Genomic DNA, 15988 nt, shown 5'->3' on the forward strand with positions numbered 1-15988 from the left:
TTGAGGGTTTGTGATTGCAGATTTATCTGTTTGTTCAAGGTTATTTTTGATTAGATAATACATTGAAATTCTATTTGTTTTTATAGGTTAATTATTTTTTGGCATTGGTTCATTAGTTTAAGTTGGGTTTTATGTTTCCAACAATAACCATTGATAAAAATAATATCTACTTTTTTTCTTTCAATTTAATAAGATGGATTAACATTAACATGGAGGATTTTGAAATAGAAGTCTAATTTCAAACCCACACATATATAGGAAACGGTTTCGAAAAGCAGTTTTTGAATGCCATACCCTGATGTTAATGTTAATCAGAAATAATCAGAATTCCCCAAATATGGCTTTGGCCTTTTCAGTCACTCTGACTATCTTTTCATTTTCATCTTCTGTTTTCACCCATTCGAGCAATCCCATCTCAATGAAATGCCTAAAATCAACTGAAGGGAATAGTGGTCTTATTCTTTCTTCCTCCGGAGCTTCAGGATACAATATTTCTCTTACATCTTCCATGTTCCATGTTTCACGTCTGGCTTCACGTTTCCACTTGTGAATTATCCTGCAGGTTTCTTCTGAGATGAATCCTTTTTCAAGGCCTTCCTCAATATCTGCAAATGAATCTGTAAGATAGAAATGAGCGTGGCCGGAAGAGAAACCATATTTTTGAACTCTTTCTTTTTGAGGTATTGAATGGAGGAATTTCGCAGCGTCTGCACGTGAACTTTCCCATGTCAATCCTGAGGTGTCATTCTCATCAGTAAAGTCAATTACGTGTTCGTAAATCCAATTCAATAGGTTTTCATCAGTTTTTCGAATCATTGTTATACACCATTTTTTGTCGTCGGTGTTTAAGTGTTTCAAAAAACAGCTATTTAACAGATGAGCAAGAGAGCATTTGGTAAGTATTCGGTTTTTAAAAAAAGAAGATGTGGGATTTATTAATCCCACTTTCACGCTAAAGTAATTATTTGGCCTCTTCGGCCATCAGACGTGACTTGATATATTTCAGGTCATCTTCCATGTTTTCCACATGCTGGCGGTAGTCCCTGTGTTCATTTTCAAGTTCGATGTATTCAGGACTTTTGATGTCAATGGAGTTGACGTCCAGGTTAATGGTCAGGCAGTCCATGTGCTTGATATATTCTGATCTTATGTTTTCAGGATTGTCAAAAAAATAGCTTTTCCTGACTTCTGTTTTTGCCCTTCCCTGCAGGGCGTCTATGGTGTCCATGTCCAGTCCGCTTTCACGTAGCTGGCTTGCATGGAATTTCCTCATCATGTGGCTTCTAAAACGGCTGCTGTATCCGACCTTACCAAGTCCGAGCTGATTGTTTATTGCCCTGAACTTTTTGATGAATTCCTGTCCGCTGATTTTAAACAGTGGTGAGTCCGGTTGAAGATATCTGTTTTCACTTAAAAGGTAGTTGATTATTTCAACTGTTGCTTCAGGGCTGCAGCAGGTGTAATAATACTTGTTTGTTTTCTGCCTTCTGAGATAAAACAGAGGAACGATTGTCTGATTGTCTTTCATCCTTTTGAGTGCTTCATAGATATCATCGCTTTTGTGGTAGACTTCGGTTGCAGTGATGAAGTCTCCAACGGTGAGGTTCAGTGTTTCCATTCTTGCACATCCGGATGAGCTCATGAACAATATTATTGATCTCATGAGTGGAGCGGATATTTTCAAAGCTTTTTTGATTATTTCTTTGTCAGGCAAATCTTTGAAGCTGATTACCACATCATCAATGTTTTTGTTGCTGATTGGTGGTAATGGATGAATTTCTATTTCGAAATGCCTGTAGAATGCAAGCAGTTTGCTGAATCTGCTTTTGGCTGTGGTGTATGCGTGTTTTTCGTACAGGTATGCCCTGAAGCCCAAAAGTCTTTTTCTCAGTGATCTGTATTTCCAACGTTTTCCTTCTTCCTCTTCTCTTTCCGCTTCATCAAGAAGTTCCACCATTGTCATGTCATTGTAGGTGGCATATTCCTTGATGTAGATTCTGTAGGAATCAAGGGTGCTTTTTTTGAGATTCCTTGTGTTTCCAAAATAGGTGATGAGCTCGCTATCACTTTTCATAGTCATATATACTACCCCTTACTAAATTCAATTTTGCCAAGAGAGCATTTGGTAAGTATTAAAAATTATTAAAAATCTATGAAAAATGTGTGACAGTAGTATGGCTTTAATCAAAAAGTGTACGATAATATGGCATATCCATACTTGACATAAAATTTTTTCCTATTATTTTTCGTTAGTGCTCATATATTGGTCAAAACAAATATATTAAATTTGTTAAAATAATTATAATATATTGTTAAATTAAACAAGACTTATAAAGGATAAATACTATGGAAAATCGTACTGGAATTTTTACAAATGGGATTATTTGGTTTGGAGTTGCTATTTCTGTTTCTGAAATTGAAGCAGGAATACAGATAGGGTCACTTTCATCTCTAAACTCATTATGGCTTCCATTAATACTTGGGCATTTGCTGGGCGGATTAATGCTTTTCTTAGTAGGTTATATCGGTGCCAAAATGAGGATGAATGCAATGGAAACAGCTACCTCTGCTTTTGGCAGATATGGCTCTAAATTTTTTGCCGCATTGAATGTTATGCAGTTGGTGGCCTGGATAGCGGTATTGAATGCTCAGGGGGCATCGGCTTTGGCCGGTTTAAATCCACAAATTTCATTTCCGTTAATGTGTATGATATTTGCTATATTTATTGCTCTGTGGGTTTATGTAGGACTTCAACGTTCATCAAAAGTCACAACAGTTGTGATGGCGATTCTTACATTACTGCTTGTAGTATTAACTGTCCGATTATTCGGATTTAACGGTTCTGGAGTGATGTCTACTGTTAATGCTAATTCTAAAGCTCTTGACTTCTGGAATATTTTTGAAATTTCAATCGCCATGCCAATTTCATGGCTGCCGGTTATTTCAGATTACACAAAGGATGTGGAAAAACCGGTTAATGCTACTGCAGTTTCTGCTATAGCATATACTATTGCGAGTCTTTGGATGTATTTCATTGGAGTAGAAATTGCATGCATGGGTCTTAATAATGTTGCAGAGGCAATTCTTCTTGCAAATCTTGGAATTCCGGGAGTAATTATCATGGTTCTTTCAACTATTACAACTAACTTTCTTGCAGCCAACTCTTCAGGCGAATCTGCAAAAGCTATTTTCCATAAACTCAATCCCAAAATTGTAGGGGCCTGTGTAAGTTTTTTAAGTGCATTAATTGCGATTTTAGGTATTATGGATCATTATATCAGTTTTCTTTACCTTATCGCTTCAGTATTTGCTCCAATGGCTGCAGTATTATCGGTTTCATATTATTTTGACATCGGTAATGATGGTGTTTCAAAATGGAATATGTTCGCATGGTTTGCCGGCTTTATTATATATCAATTGGCTTCATATCAGGATTCAGTCTTTTTAGGTCCGACCCTTCTTGCCATTATTGTATCTGCATCAATCACATATCTTGGAAAATATTTAAAAAGAGGAGTCAATTACCGTTAATATTTCTTAATGATTTTTGTTACTACTTGTTGTGTATTTAAAATTTCTTATTCTGATGGAATTGTTGCTAAAGCCATATGTCAATTATTTATTTGTTAAAATAACACTTAAATTGAGGTGCTTTTTTTAGATTCATATTATCTTACATTATCAATCACTACTTTTAATAATATTAAAATTATAAATAAATAATAATTCACATATTATTTTTTAAATAATATTATACTTTTAAGGTGTGTAAATGGAGAAAAAGATTAATGTACCTATTAATGAGGATAGTGTGGCTGATTTAAAAATTGGTGATGTTATCAGTTTGACCGGAAATATATTGACTGCAAGAGATCAGGCTCATAAAAGAATCCTGGAGGAAGGCGCTCCTAGAGATATTAAAGGAGCAGCAATTTTCCATGCAGGTCCAATTATAACTCAGGATGGTGACGATTATAAGATGGTGGCCATCGGACCGACCACATCAATGCGTATGAATCCGTATCAAAGTGATGTGATTGCTATGGGGCCGAAAATAGTGATTGGAAAAGGCGGTATGGATGATACTGTTCGTGAGGCATTGATTGAAAATGAGGCTGTTTATGTTGTTGCAACAGGCGGTTGTGCTGCATTGTATGTTGATGCCGTTGAAGAGATTGAAAGTGTCGATTGGCTTGATTTGGGAATGCCTGAAGCTATTTGGAATTTAAAGGTCAAAGATTTCGGACCGCTTATTGTGGCCATGGACAGCAAAGGCAATAGTTTATATGATTGAATGTTATTATATATATTATAATTTTTAAAATTATTAATTAAAGTTTGGAGTTTTTAAAATGTCAGATATAAATGAACTCGCAGAAAAAAGATTAAAATCAAGAATTAGAAAAATTAAAAAATGCAATAAAAGTGAAGAAGAAAAAGAAAAGTTCTTTTCTCAATTAGGAACTTCCTTTGAAATATTTTTCCCACCAACTAAAAAATCAGATACTGTCAGTGACAGTTTAATGATTTGGGTTACTCCTGAAGGTAAAGTTCTTGATGCCGAATATTCCTATGAAGAACCTGAAGAAGAACAATACACTTCAATTCCAATGACTGAAAAAGATTTAAAACCTTTCCTTGAAGCTTTTGCTGATATGAAAATCGAATTGGATGATTCATAAATGATTGTAAACAATTCTTTGGATGAAGTTAAAAAAAGAGAAAACGCTTTATCGATAATTAAAGACTGGGTTTTAAATAAATCCCGTGATTCATTATATGATTTGACGGGTTTGTCTGGAGGATTTATTGCAAGCCCTTCAGAATTGAATCTTTTGGAAACATATGTCGGTCCGGCAATTTTTGAAGAGGAACTTCAAAAGGTGGGCATTGAGCATATGGGTGGTGAAAAAGTTCTCCCTTTAAATAGAACTTCTTCCGGAATTCTTGCAACAATTTTGGCTCTTGTAAGTGAAAATACTAATGTAGTTCATTATTTGGCAGAATTACCTGCACATCCATCTATTCCTAGAAGCTGTGCTTTAGTTAATGCTAATTATAGTGAAACTGATAATTTTGATGAGTTTTCAATACCTGAAAACACTTCTCTTGTTGTCATTACCGGTTCAACAATGGATCATAAGGTCATTGATTTGGAAAACTTTAAGAAAGTTATAGAAATGGCTCATGAAAAGGATATTCCTGTAATGGTTGATGACGCTTCCGGAGCAAGACTGCGTACTGTCGTATTCAATCAACCGAAAGCCTGTGATTTGGGCGCAGATATTTCAATAACAAGTACTGATAAATTAATGCCCGGTCCAAGAGGAGGATTAATGGCAGGTCGAGCTGATCTGATTGATGAAATTAAAGTAAAGGTAAATCAATTTGGTCTAGAAGCTCAGCCTCCGGCAATTCTTGCTATGATGAATGGTATTAAAAATTTCAATGGAGACAATTTAATCAAAAGCTTTTCAAGAAAGGATGAGCTTTTGGATTTGTTAAATCAGAATTTCAATAATTTTAAAGCTACACCTACAGGTGTAATGATTACTCCAAGTGATTTGGCCAGTGAAGTTAAAGTATCACATAACTTATCTGATGATGATTTGGCTTATGTATTCTCTTTTATTTTATTAAAGCAGCATGGTATAATTACCATTCCTCCAGTCTCAATGCCTGGAGCATCTGCCACAATAAGATTTGATTTATCAACAAGTGATGCTTTTAATTTGGATTTGGCTGAATTAAATAAAAAAATAGTATCTTCATTTAATAACTTGGAAAAATTAGTTATTAATGAAGACAAATGTATGGAGATTGTATTTAGTTTTTAATTATACATTCTCCGGAAATTACTTTTTCTAAGGTTCCATCAATTTTTTCAACGACCAGAGCACCCTCTCTGCTGATTCCTAAAACATATCCGTCATAGGATTTGCTGAAAGGTTCTCTTACTTCAACGATTTTTCCGATTGAATATGAATATTTTCTCCATTCTTTAAGGATTGCTTCAAATCCTCCTTCATTGAATACTCTACCTATTTTTTCAAATTCTTCAAGTAAAATTGCAATTACATTGTTTTCATCAACTTTATGGCCTAATTCAATGTCCAATGTTGTTGTTCCTTCCTGTAATTCTTTGGAAAGCACATCTACATCAAAATTAGCGTCAATACCAACACCGATAATAACATTTTCGATTGTGTTGAATTTGGTGATTGCTTCTGTTAAAATTCCACAAACTTTCTTATCGTTGATAAGCACATCATTCGGCCATTTGATTTCAGCATTATCTATTCCTATTCTTTCAAGAGCTTTAACAACTGCAACACCTGTAGCAAGTGTTATCATAGGGATTTTTGAATGGTCTACTTTTGGATTTACAATAAGGGATAACCAGATTCCTCCTAATGGGGATTCCCAATGTTTTCCAAGTCTTCCTTTAGCATCACTTTGCTTTTCAGAAATGATGACAGTACCATGTTCTGCACCGTTTTCGGATAAGAATTTGGCCACTGTATTGGTGGACATGACATCTTTGAAAAGATATACTTCTTTTCCAATGACTTCGGTATTTAAACTGTCCATAATTTTATTTCTGCTTAAGTATTCAGTTTCCTGGTGACCAACTTCTTTAATGATATCAGCAAAATCATTAATTTCAACTTCACGGATTTCTTCAATGGTTTTTTCAGAAAATCTTTCTTCTTTTTTCAATATATTAATTATTTCATTTTGCATTTTAATCCCATCAGATTATTTTTTAGCCATATGTGCCATTGCTTGGTTTTGATAAGATCCGACTGCTGCGGATATTGCGGCAATTTTTTTACCCGGCATGAATGTGGATTTCATTTTATTTACAATCTCTAAATCTTCTGCAATAACATTCACCATTTCAGTTTCAATACCTTTTTTGTAGTCGTCAATGAAGTGTGTATTTAAATCTCCACTGATGAAGTTTGGATTTCTTAAAACTGCTTTATGGAATGGAATCGTAGTTTTTACACCTAAAATAATGTATTCGCTTAATGCTCTTTTCATTCTGTTTATGGCATCGTCACGGTTTCTTCCATAGGTAATTAATTTAGAAATCATTGAATCATAAAATGTTGGAATTGTATAATTCATATAAACACCACTGTCTAGACGTACGCCAGGTCCTCCAGGAGATCTGTAACCTGTAATTTTACCAGGATTTGGTGCAAAGTCATTAAGTGGGTCTTCTGCATTAATACGACATTCAATTGCGTGACCGGTAACTTTAATGTCTTTCTGTTCGTAACTTAATTCTTCGCCGGCAGCAATTTTTATCTGTTCTTTAATTAAATCAGTATTGGTAACAAGTTCTGTAATAGGATGTTCTACCTGAATACGTGTATTCATTTCCAGGAAATAATAGTTTCCATTATCATATAAAAATTCCACGGTACCTGCGCTGGTATATCCGATATATTCTGCAGCTTTAACAGCGCTTCCACCCATCTGTTCTCTTAATTCTTCAGTCATGATTGGGGAAGGTGCTTCTTCAAGCAATTTTTGGTGTCTTCTTTGGATAGAACATTCCCTGTCCGCTACATGAATAACATTACCATGTTCATCAGCTAAAAGCTGGAATTCGATATGTCTTGGTTTTTCAAGGTATTTTTCAATAAATACTGTTGAATCACCGAAGTTTGTAGCTGCGACAGATTGTGTGGATTCAATAGCACGTATGAGTTCTTCTTCTTCATAAACTGCACGCATACCAATACCTCCACCACCTGCGGAAGCTTTAACAATTACTGGATATCCGATTTGTCTGGCTATTTCTTTAGCTTCTTCAATATCACTTACACCTTCAGGTGTTCCTTCAATAACTGGCACGCCTGCTTTTTTCATCAGTGCTTTTGATGTGATTTTATCTCCCATTTCATGGATAACTTTTCCGCTAGGTCCGATAAGTTTAATTCCATTTTTTTCACATTCTTCTCCAAATTTAGGATTTTCTGCTAAAAATCCATATCCTGGGTGAATAGCATCGGCTCCAGAATCAAGTGCAATATTGATGATTTTTTCAATATTTAAGTAGGATTTGGCAGGTGAGGGGTTACCCAAAGGATAACTTTCATCCGCATAATTTGTATAAAGAGAAGTCTTATCTGCATCAGAGTATATCGCTACGCTTTTCATATCAAGTTCACGACACGCTCGCATGACTCTGATAGCTATCTCTCCTCTGTTTGCAATTAATACTTTTTCAAACATTTTGAAACCTCAAAGTAATTTTTATGATATTAAATATATGTACTATAAATTATAAATTTGTTGTTTATATGAAAAAAATTACGAGAAAAAGACATTTGGAAATGAAAATACAATCCATACCTCCCCATCCAAAACCGAAAGTGGAACTTGAACAGTATGCCACTCCATCAGTCATTGCTTCTGATCTGTTGTGGAATGCACTGTCTTTAGGGGATATTGAAAATAAAAATATTTTGGATTTGGGCTGCGGCTGCGGAATATTTTCCATAGGTTCAGCATTACTTGGAGCCAATTCAGCTATTGGAATTGACATTGATGAGGAATCCATAGAATTGGCCGGAAATACTGCTCGTGATTTTTCTCTTGACAATGTTAATTTCATTGTATCTGATGTTTTAAATTTTAATGAGGATTTGGATATCGATACCGTTTTTCAAAATCCTCCTTTCGGATCTCAAAAGAATGCTGAAAGAGGCGTTGATTTGGAATTTGTTCAAAAAGCCCGAGAATTTGAACCGGATGTTTTGTATTCTTTTCATATGGCTTCAACTGAGGAATTCCTAATCAATTATTATGAAAGTCTTTCTTTTGAGATTACCCATATTTTCAGATATTCATTTCCGATTCCGAAGATATATGAATTTCATAAAAAGGAATCTCAGAATGTCGATGTTATTGTAATAAGGTCAATACTTTAAATATAATTATATAAAGATGTATTCTTGGACCGATTTGTGATTTAATTTTTTTTCACAAACTCTATTTTTTATTTTTTTAGTCTAAAAAACAATACCTTTATATAGTAGATTACTGATATATTATAGTAATATATTCTCTGAGTATAAAAAAGTTGGTAGCATAAAAAGAGCTACAGGTATTATAATTGATATAATACTTTAAAATGTGTAAATCTATTTTAGTGAAGCTATAAATGTAGGGTAATCTTTATATAGTTTACATAATATATTATGTATGATGTATAAAGATGAGCTATCTATATTTATTCCAAATTCATTTCTTTCTGAGTCTAAAGATCTCAAAGTCCGTACTTACAAAGTAGGGATTTTAGGTAGAGCTTTAGCCGTGTTTCAAGCAGATAACGTGATTATCTATAATGATGATCATATGAAAAATGAAGATGGAGAAAGTGACGGAGCCTTTATGGCTGAAGTTTTAAGTTTTATGGACACACCTCAATATTTGAGGAAACAAGCTTTTCCAATAAAAAAGGAACTCAAGCATGTAGGAATACTCCCGCCGCTTAGAACTCCGCATCATCCTTTGAATAATCAACCAGACGTCGGTGATTATAGACAGGGTTATACTGTAAAAAGAAACAAGAAAGGAACTTTTGTGGATATCGGTATGGATAAACTTGCATTCTGCAAAGAACAACTTACTGTTAAAGAAATTTTTGACTTTAGGATTGTTAAAATAGCTAAGAAAGAAGTAATAGTCACACCTGATAAACCAGATGACATTTACTGGGGATATAATGTAATATCCTCTAATAAGAGTCTTAAAAATAGCTTAAAATTAATTAAACCTAATCTTGTAATTGAAACTACAAGATATGGAGATTATATTGATTCTATTTTTGATGAATTAAAGCATAAAGTAGAAGAATCTAAAAGTATTGCTATTTTGTTTGGTGGCCCTTATTCTTCAATTCAAGAAGATGTTTCAAATCCTAATTGGGATTTAATCAAATTAAATACTATTCCTGGTCAGGGTACTGAAACTGTTCGAACTGAAGAGGCAGTTGTCGCTACGCTTTCTTTATTCAACTTTATGAGATTTTAATTCACTTTGTTTATTAGTTTTTACACTGCTAATAGATTATTTGCTCAACTTTTTATACATTGATATTTTTGGGACTCGCCAAAAATAACTTAGCGCAGAATTATTTATACATTAAATTAATTCTTTATTGTGCTTCAAATAAATTTTAGCTCAATAGAATATATTGAAATAATATTTATCTAGTTGTATGATTTTTACAGCTATTTATTATTCGATAAAATTATTTTATGTAATTTTATCAACATAGCTTTTTTCAAGCTATCAAAAAATTGAATATGATTAAAATAAAGGAAAATATATATTAAGGAGGTTAATGAATGGTAAGACATCACCAGCCAAGAAAAGGGTCTGTTGCTTACAGTCCAAGGAAAAGAGCAGCAAAAGAAACCCCTAGAGTAAAGGCTTGGCCGCAAAATGATGAACCAAAATTACTAGGCCTCGCAGGGTATAAAGTCGGTATGACTCATGCTTTAGTCACTGATACCGATAAAAACTCTCCAACTAATGGTATGGAAGTTTTCACTCCAGTTACCGTTTTGGAAGTCCCTCCAGTCGTAGTAATGGGAATTAGAGCATACGAAAAAACTTCTCGTGGATTGAAAGTAATCACTGAAGTACTTGCAGATAATTTGGATGAAGAACTCTCTAGGAAAATTTCACTTCCTAAAGAATACAATAAATCTGAAGCTATTGCAAAAATACAAGGTGTTTTAGATCGCACAGAAGATATCAAAGTCTTAGTACACACCAATCCAAAAGTTACTAGTGTTCCTAAGAAAAAACCAGACATATTTGAATGTGGTATCGGAGGCGCAAACGCTGAAGAAAAATTAAACACCGCATTAGAGTTATTAGGTAACGAAGTAAAAGCTAGTGACATCTTGAATGAAGGTCAATTTGTTGATGCAATCGCAACTACAAAAGGAAAAGGATTCCAGGGTGTAGTTAAAAGATGGAATATTAGAATTCAATATGGTAAAGCTACTAGAAGTGGTAAAGGAAGACACGTAGGTTCAATTGGTCCTTGGACTCCAAGAAGAACTATGTGGACTGTAGCACAGGCAGGTCAAATGGGATACCATAAAAGAACTGAATTCAACAAAAAAGTTTTAAAAATTGCATCTGCTGATGAAGTTGATCAAATCAACCCTGATGGTGGATTTATTAAATATGGTCTTGTTAAAAATGATTACATTTTAATTAAAGGTTCCGTTCCTGGACCATCCAAAAGATTAGTTATTTTAAGACAAGCTATCAGACCTAGTAAAAAATCTGAGGATATACCTCAAATCAACTACATAAGTACAAAATCTAAACAAGGGGTATAATCATGAAGGCTAATGTTTATTCTATTAATGGGGAAGTAAAAGAAGAAATCGAACTTCCTGCTATTTTTGATGAAGTTTACAGACCAGATTTAATCAAAAGAGCTGTTTTATCAGCACAATCTGCTAGAGTACAACCATGGGGTAATGACCCAATGGCAGGTAAAAGAACTTCCGCTAAAGGTTGGGGTTCAGGTAGAGGTACTGCTAGAGTTCCTAGGATTAAAAACGGTTCAAGAGCAGCTTTTGTACCAATGGCTATTGGTGGTAGACAAGCTCACCCAACAAGAGCTGAGAAAAATCATCACGAAAAAATCAACATAAAAGAAAGAAGATTCGCAATCAGATCTGCTGTTGCAGCAACTACTGATAAAGAACTCGTTGCTAACAGAGGACACAAAGTCGAAGATTTAGAACAAGTTCCTATCATTGTAGAAGACGAAATCTGTTCTGTTAAAACTACTAAACAAACTCGTGAAATTTTCCAAAGTTTAGGAGTTTATGATGATATCATTCGTGCAAAAGAAGGTAAAAGAATAAGAGCAGGTAGAGGTAAAACAAGAGGAAGAAAATACAAAAAAGTAAAAGGGCCTCTTTTAGTTGTTGGTGAAGATGATGGTATCAGCTTAGGTGCAAGAAACCACGCTGGTGTAGATGTTGTTGTTGTAGACAACTTAAATGCTGAATTATTAGCACCAGGTACTCACCCAGGAAGACTTACTATTTACACTAAATCTGCTGTAGAAAAGTTAGGAGGTTTATTCCAATAATTTTGGAAAATTAAGGTGATTATTATGGATTCATACTCAATTATTATTAAACCTCATGTTACTGAAAAAACCATGAACTTAATCGATGAAAATAATGAAATTACTTTCGTCGTACGTCGTAGCGCTAACAAAAAGCAAATCAAAAGAGCTTTTGAAGAGTTATACGAAGAACAAGTTGCTAGAGTAAATACTCACATTACTCCAAAAGGTGAAAAAGTAGCATACATTAAACTTGTTGAAGAAGAAATGGCAGAAGAACTTGCTGTCAGAATAGGAGTATTCTAAGGAGGAATTTGAATGGGAAAACGATTAATACATCAAAGAAGAGGTAAAGGAACTCCTACTCATCGTGTTGCTTCTCATCGTTTTAAAGATAAAATTAGATACAGATCTTTCGATGCATTAGAAAAAGAAGGTAGTATTAAAGGTATAGTCATTGATATTGTACATGACCCAGCAAGAACCGCTCCTATTGCAGAAGTAAAATTCGAAAATGGAGAAAAGAAATTTATCTTAGCACCTGAAAGCATTCAAGTTGATGATGAAATTGAATGTGGTATTTCCGCACCTATTAAATTTGGTAACACATTACCGCTCGCTGAAATTCCTGAAGGTACTCCAATTTACGATATCGAAAATACTCCTGGAGACGGTGGCCGTTTTGTAAGATCTTCTGGAACTTATGCTAATGTCGTTACTCACGATGCAAATCAAACTGTTGTAGAATTACCATCTGGTGAATTAAAATACTTAAACCCTAATTGTCGTGCAAGTATTGGTGTTGTAGCTGGTGGAGGTAGAAAAGATAAACCTTATCTTAAAGCCGGTAAAAGATGGCACGCTCTTAAAGCTAAAGGTAAAAAGTGTATGACTGTTAGAGGAGTAGCAATGAACGCTGTAGATCACCCTCACGGGGGAGGTAACAGACAACATCCTGGTCGTCCTACTACTATTTCAAGACATGCGCCACCAGGAAGAAAAGTTGGTTCAATTGCAGCTAGAAGAACTGGATTAAAAAGATAGATAAGAGGGTGTTTCATTGGCAAGAAAAATATTTAAATATAAAGGTTATACTCTTGAAGAATTACAAGAAATGTCTTTAGAGGAAGTAATGAAATTATATCCTGCAAGACAAAGAAGATCTTTGAAAAGAGGATTCTTACCAAGACAGCAAAAAGTTTTGGATAAAATGAGAAAGTTGAATAAAGAAGGAACTAAAGATGGTCGTCCTGTTGTTGTTAGGACCCACTGTAGAGATATGATTGTTATACCTGAAATGGTTGGAACCACTTTCGGTATTTACGATGGCCGTAACTTTGTTGAAGTAAAAATCACTCCTGAAATGTTAGGACATTACTTTGGTGAATACGCACCAACCAGACAAAGAGTTCAACACGGTGACCCAGGTATGGGAGCTACAAGATCATCTATGTTTGTACCACTTAAATAAGGAGATTAGATCATGGCTAAAAATGGATACGCTTATAATAAAGAAGTTGACGAAGCAAAAACTGCACGTGCTATGGCAAAATCTCTCAAGATTTCACCAAAACACAGTGTTGAAATTTGTAACGCAATCAGAGGAATGGAAGTTTCTAAAGCTAAAACTTACTTAGAAGACGTTATGGAAATGAAAAAATCCGTTCCTTTCAAAAGACACAATAAAGGTGTTGGACACAGAAAAGGTCAAGAAGGATGGGCTAGTGGTAGATATCCTGTAAAAGCAGCAGAACAAATTTTAAAAGTTTTAGAAAATGCTGAAGCTAATGCTGAATACAAAGGTATGGACACTGAAAAATTATTCATTGAACATATCTCAAGTCACAGAGGTATTGTCATTAGAGGTTACATCCCTAGAGCATTCGGTAGAATGACTCCTTTCAATACACCTACAACTCACATTCAAATAGTTTTACAGGAGGCTAACTAATGATAGAAAAAGATTTTGTCACAGAGGGCCTTAGAAGAACCAGGATTGATGAATACTTAGAAAAAGAACTTGAAAGAGCAGGATACGGTGGTATGGATGTTCAAATCACACCTTTAGGTACCATGGTTATTGTTTACGCAGAAAGACCTGGTATGGTTATTGGTAGAGGTGGAAAAAACGTTAGATCTATTACCAACACTCTTAAAAACGAATTTGGATTAGACAATCCTCAAATCGAAGTTAAAGAAGTTGCTGTACCTGAACTTAACCCTAAAATCATGGCTTACAAAATAGCTAACATGTTACAAAGAGGTATGCACTTCAGAAGAGTTGCTTACTCCACTATTCGTAGAATTATGGGTGCAGGAGCTCAAGGTGTAGAAGTTACTATTTCTGGTAAAATCAGAGGTTCAAGATCTGCTGTAGCTAAATTCGTTGAAGGATACATTAAAAAATGTGGTGAACCTTCAATCAGATTAGTTGAAGAAGGTTTTGCAACTGTTCAGTTAAAACCTGGTGTATTAGGTATTTATGTAAGAATTATGCCTCCAGAAACTGTCTTACCTGATTCCGTTGAAATTCTTCCTCCAAAAATGATCATCGAAGAAGATGATGGTGAAGTTATTGAAGAAGAAATCGATGTTGAAACCGAAGAAATCATCGAAGAGGAAGAAATCGTCGAAGAAATCGAAGATTTAGAGGAATTAGAAGAAGTAGTAGAAGAAGTTGTCGAAGAAGAAGCTACTGAAGAAGTAGAAGAAGATGATAGTTAAATACTAAATTTAATTATCTTAAAAGAGTTGGAACAATGGCGATTTTAAGAAGTAAAGAAATTTGGGACATGGAAGTTGATGAGATTCAAGAAAAATTAGTTGAACTCAGAACTGAATTATCCAAAAATGTTTCTAAAAGTGCAGCTGCCGGGGTTAATGAAAATCCTGGAAAAATTAGAGAATTAAAAAGAACAATTGCTCGTGTTCTTACAATATTGAATGAAAAACAGAAGGAGAATTAAATGTCAAAAATCTGTGATGTATGTGGGCTTCCTGAGGAACTTTGTGTCTGTGAAGAAATCAGACGTGAAGTTCAGGCTGTAAAAGTTTTTACAGTTAGAAGAAGATTTGGAAAACTCATGACAATTATCGAAGGTATCGATGAACATGAAATTGATATCAAAGAGCTTACTAAAACTCTTAAAGCTAAATGTGCTTGTGGTGGAACCGCTAAAAACAGTCAAATAGAACTTCAAGGTGATCATAAAGTAAAGGTCAAAGAAGTTTTGTCTGAAATGGGTTTCTCATCCGATTCAATTGAAATTCGTGAATCTAAGAAAAATAATAAAAGGAGAAGATAATCCTTCGATATGTTCAATAAAATTTTATAATTTTTCTGCATGATTTATTATAAATGTTTTAGTTAAGAGATTTGGGAATATGATTACTTCAAAGAATCTAGTTCATCATGAGTTCATTGGATTGAAAGTTGATGTGAAAAGTAAGACAAATAAATCTCTTAATTTATATGGAATTATTATTGATGAGACAAAAAATACCTTTAAAATTGAATCTGAGGGTCAGGAAAAGTTAATTCCCAAAAACGGTTCAATTTTCACTTTCGAAATTCCATCTGGTGAAAAAGTCGAAGTGAATGGTGACATTTTGTCAATTCGTCCTGAAGATAGAATAAAAAAAAGGTTTAAAAAAATTTAAATGGTGATAATATGGTTGGGCTTAATGTTCAAGAACCAGAAACTACATGCGATGATCCTAACTGTCCTTTTCATGGAACTTTGCCTGTAAGAGGCCAAGTCCTTGAGGGTGTTGTTGTAAGTGATAAAGCAGAAAGGACTATTAGTGTCGAACGTAGTTACTATAAATTCATTAGAAAATATGAAAGATATGAAAAAAGAA

Annotated in this window: 21 protein-coding genes; 17 read left to right on the forward strand and 4 right to left on the reverse strand. The window is 34.3% G+C overall.

The genetic code is table 11. The features are described 5' to 3' along the window. Positions 1-321: 321 nt before the first annotated feature. Both ACKI44_RS05640 and ACKI44_RS05645 read right to left on the reverse strand, forming a co-directional pair. Positions 322-816 carry a hypothetical protein gene (locus ACKI44_RS05640; RefSeq protein ID WP_407422390.1) on the reverse strand — a complete coding sequence of 165 codons (495 nt, stop codon included), beginning with the start codon at positions 814-816 and terminating at the stop codon, positions 322-324. 145 nt (positions 817-961) lie between these two features. After that, complete coding sequence (locus ACKI44_RS05645; RefSeq protein ID WP_407422392.1) at positions 962-2080, reverse strand: tyrosine-type recombinase/integrase; 1119 nt, start codon at positions 2078-2080, stop codon at positions 962-964. Positions 2081-2346: 266 nt separating this feature from the next. On the opposite strand from ACKI44_RS05645, the gene ACKI44_RS05650 reads away from it, so the two are divergent. The 4 genes from ACKI44_RS05650 (at position 2347) to ACKI44_RS05665 (ending at position 5837) form a co-directional block, all read left to right on the forward strand. Continuing rightward, positions 2347-3531, forward strand: coding sequence for a cytosine permease (locus ACKI44_RS05650; protein ID WP_407422394.1), 1185 nt, complete (start codon positions 2347-2349; stop codon positions 3529-3531). Positions 3532-3772: 241 nt separating this feature from the next. Next, positions 3773-4294, forward strand: coding sequence for a FumA C-terminus/TtdB family hydratase beta subunit (locus ACKI44_RS05655; RefSeq protein ID WP_407422396.1), 522 nt, complete (start codon positions 3773-3775; stop codon positions 4292-4294). Positions 4295-4352: 58 nt separating this feature from the next. Further along, the gene (locus ACKI44_RS05660) at positions 4353-4682 is read left to right on the forward strand and encodes a hypothetical protein (protein ID WP_407422398.1); all 330 of its coding nucleotides are present in this window, start codon (positions 4353-4355) and stop codon (positions 4680-4682) included. Beyond that, on the forward strand, positions 4683-5837 hold the full coding sequence (locus tag ACKI44_RS05665) for a TIGR03576 family pyridoxal phosphate-dependent enzyme (protein ID WP_407422400.1): 1155 nt from the start codon (positions 4683-4685) through the stop codon (positions 5835-5837). Here the strand turns inward: ACKI44_RS05665 and ACKI44_RS05670 are convergent. Then, a complete protein-coding gene (locus ACKI44_RS05670; protein ID WP_407422402.1) occupies positions 5827-6744 on the reverse strand; it encodes a biotin--[acetyl-CoA-carboxylase] ligase in 918 nt (305 codons plus the stop codon). The genes ACKI44_RS05665 and ACKI44_RS05670 overlap by 11 nt on opposite strands. Before the next feature lie 15 nt (positions 6745-6759). Beyond that, complete coding sequence (locus ACKI44_RS05675) at positions 6760-8250, reverse strand: acetyl-CoA carboxylase biotin carboxylase subunit (RefSeq protein ID WP_407422404.1); 1491 nt, start codon at positions 8248-8250, stop codon at positions 6760-6762. Between the two features lie 68 nt (positions 8251-8318). On the opposite strand from ACKI44_RS05675, the gene ACKI44_RS05680 reads away from it, so the two are divergent. The 13 genes from ACKI44_RS05680 to rpsQ form a co-directional block, all read left to right on the forward strand. Next, the gene (locus tag ACKI44_RS05680; RefSeq protein ID WP_407422406.1) at positions 8319-8948 is read left to right on the forward strand and encodes an METTL5 family protein; all 630 of its coding nucleotides are present in this window, start codon (positions 8319-8321) and stop codon (positions 8946-8948) included. A 277-nt stretch (positions 8949-9225) separates the two neighbouring features. Continuing rightward, positions 9226-10053 (forward strand): putative RNA uridine N3 methyltransferase, encoded by an 828-nt coding sequence (locus ACKI44_RS05685; RefSeq protein ID WP_303736021.1) that lies wholly within the window; start codon positions 9226-9228, stop codon positions 10051-10053. A 317-nt stretch (positions 10054-10370) separates the two neighbouring features. Then, the gene (gene rpl3p / locus ACKI44_RS05690; RefSeq protein ID WP_407422407.1) at positions 10371-11381 is read left to right on the forward strand and encodes a 50S ribosomal protein L3; all 1011 of its coding nucleotides are present in this window, start codon (positions 10371-10373) and stop codon (positions 11379-11381) included. Positions 11382-11383: 2 nt separating this feature from the next. Further along, a complete protein-coding gene (gene rpl4p / locus ACKI44_RS05695; RefSeq protein WP_407422408.1) occupies positions 11384-12148 on the forward strand; it encodes a 50S ribosomal protein L4 in 765 nt (254 codons plus the stop codon). A gap of 24 nt (positions 12149-12172) precedes the next feature. Next, positions 12173-12433: a 50S ribosomal protein L23 gene (locus tag ACKI44_RS05700; protein ID WP_303737931.1), complete on the forward strand. Its 261-nt coding sequence runs from the start codon at positions 12173-12175 to the stop codon at positions 12431-12433. A 12-nt stretch (positions 12434-12445) separates the two neighbouring features. Beyond that, positions 12446-13171, forward strand: coding sequence for a 50S ribosomal protein L2 (locus tag ACKI44_RS05705; RefSeq protein ID WP_407422410.1), 726 nt, complete (start codon positions 12446-12448; stop codon positions 13169-13171). A gap of 16 nt (positions 13172-13187) precedes the next feature. Then, positions 13188-13598, forward strand: a complete 411-nt coding sequence (gene rpsS, locus ACKI44_RS05710) for a 30S ribosomal protein S19 (protein WP_303737933.1) — start codon at positions 13188-13190, stop codon at positions 13596-13598. Positions 13599-13610: 12 nt separating this feature from the next. Then, on the forward strand, positions 13611-14078 hold the full coding sequence (locus ACKI44_RS05715; protein WP_407422412.1) for a 50S ribosomal protein L22: 468 nt from the start codon (positions 13611-13613) through the stop codon (positions 14076-14078). Then, positions 14078-14851 carry a 30S ribosomal protein S3 gene (locus ACKI44_RS05720; protein WP_407422414.1) on the forward strand — a complete coding sequence of 258 codons (774 nt, stop codon included), beginning with the start codon at positions 14078-14080 and terminating at the stop codon, positions 14849-14851. Before ACKI44_RS05715 ends, ACKI44_RS05720 begins: the two co-directional genes overlap by 1 nt. 35 nt (positions 14852-14886) lie before the next feature. Beyond that, positions 14887-15093, forward strand: a complete 207-nt coding sequence (gene rpmC, locus ACKI44_RS05725; protein WP_058739681.1) for a 50S ribosomal protein L29 — start codon at positions 14887-14889, stop codon at positions 15091-15093. Continuing rightward, on the forward strand, positions 15094-15432 hold the full coding sequence (gene yciH / locus ACKI44_RS05730; protein WP_407422416.1) for a stress response translation initiation inhibitor YciH: 339 nt from the start codon (positions 15094-15096) through the stop codon (positions 15430-15432). Positions 15433-15511: 79 nt separating this feature from the next. Then, a complete protein-coding gene (gene rnp1, locus ACKI44_RS05735; protein ID WP_407422418.1) occupies positions 15512-15787 on the forward strand; it encodes a ribonuclease P protein component 1 in 276 nt (91 codons plus the stop codon). An 11-nt stretch (positions 15788-15798) separates the two neighbouring features. After that, the coding region (rpsQ, locus tag ACKI44_RS05740; protein WP_407422420.1) for a 30S ribosomal protein S17 at positions 15799-15988 on the forward strand (190 nt) is incomplete at its 3' end.

It is taken from the genome of Methanobrevibacter sp., from assembly GCF_045646205.1.
GTDB lineage: Archaea > Methanobacteriota > Methanobacteria > Methanobacteriales > Methanobacteriaceae > Methanocatella.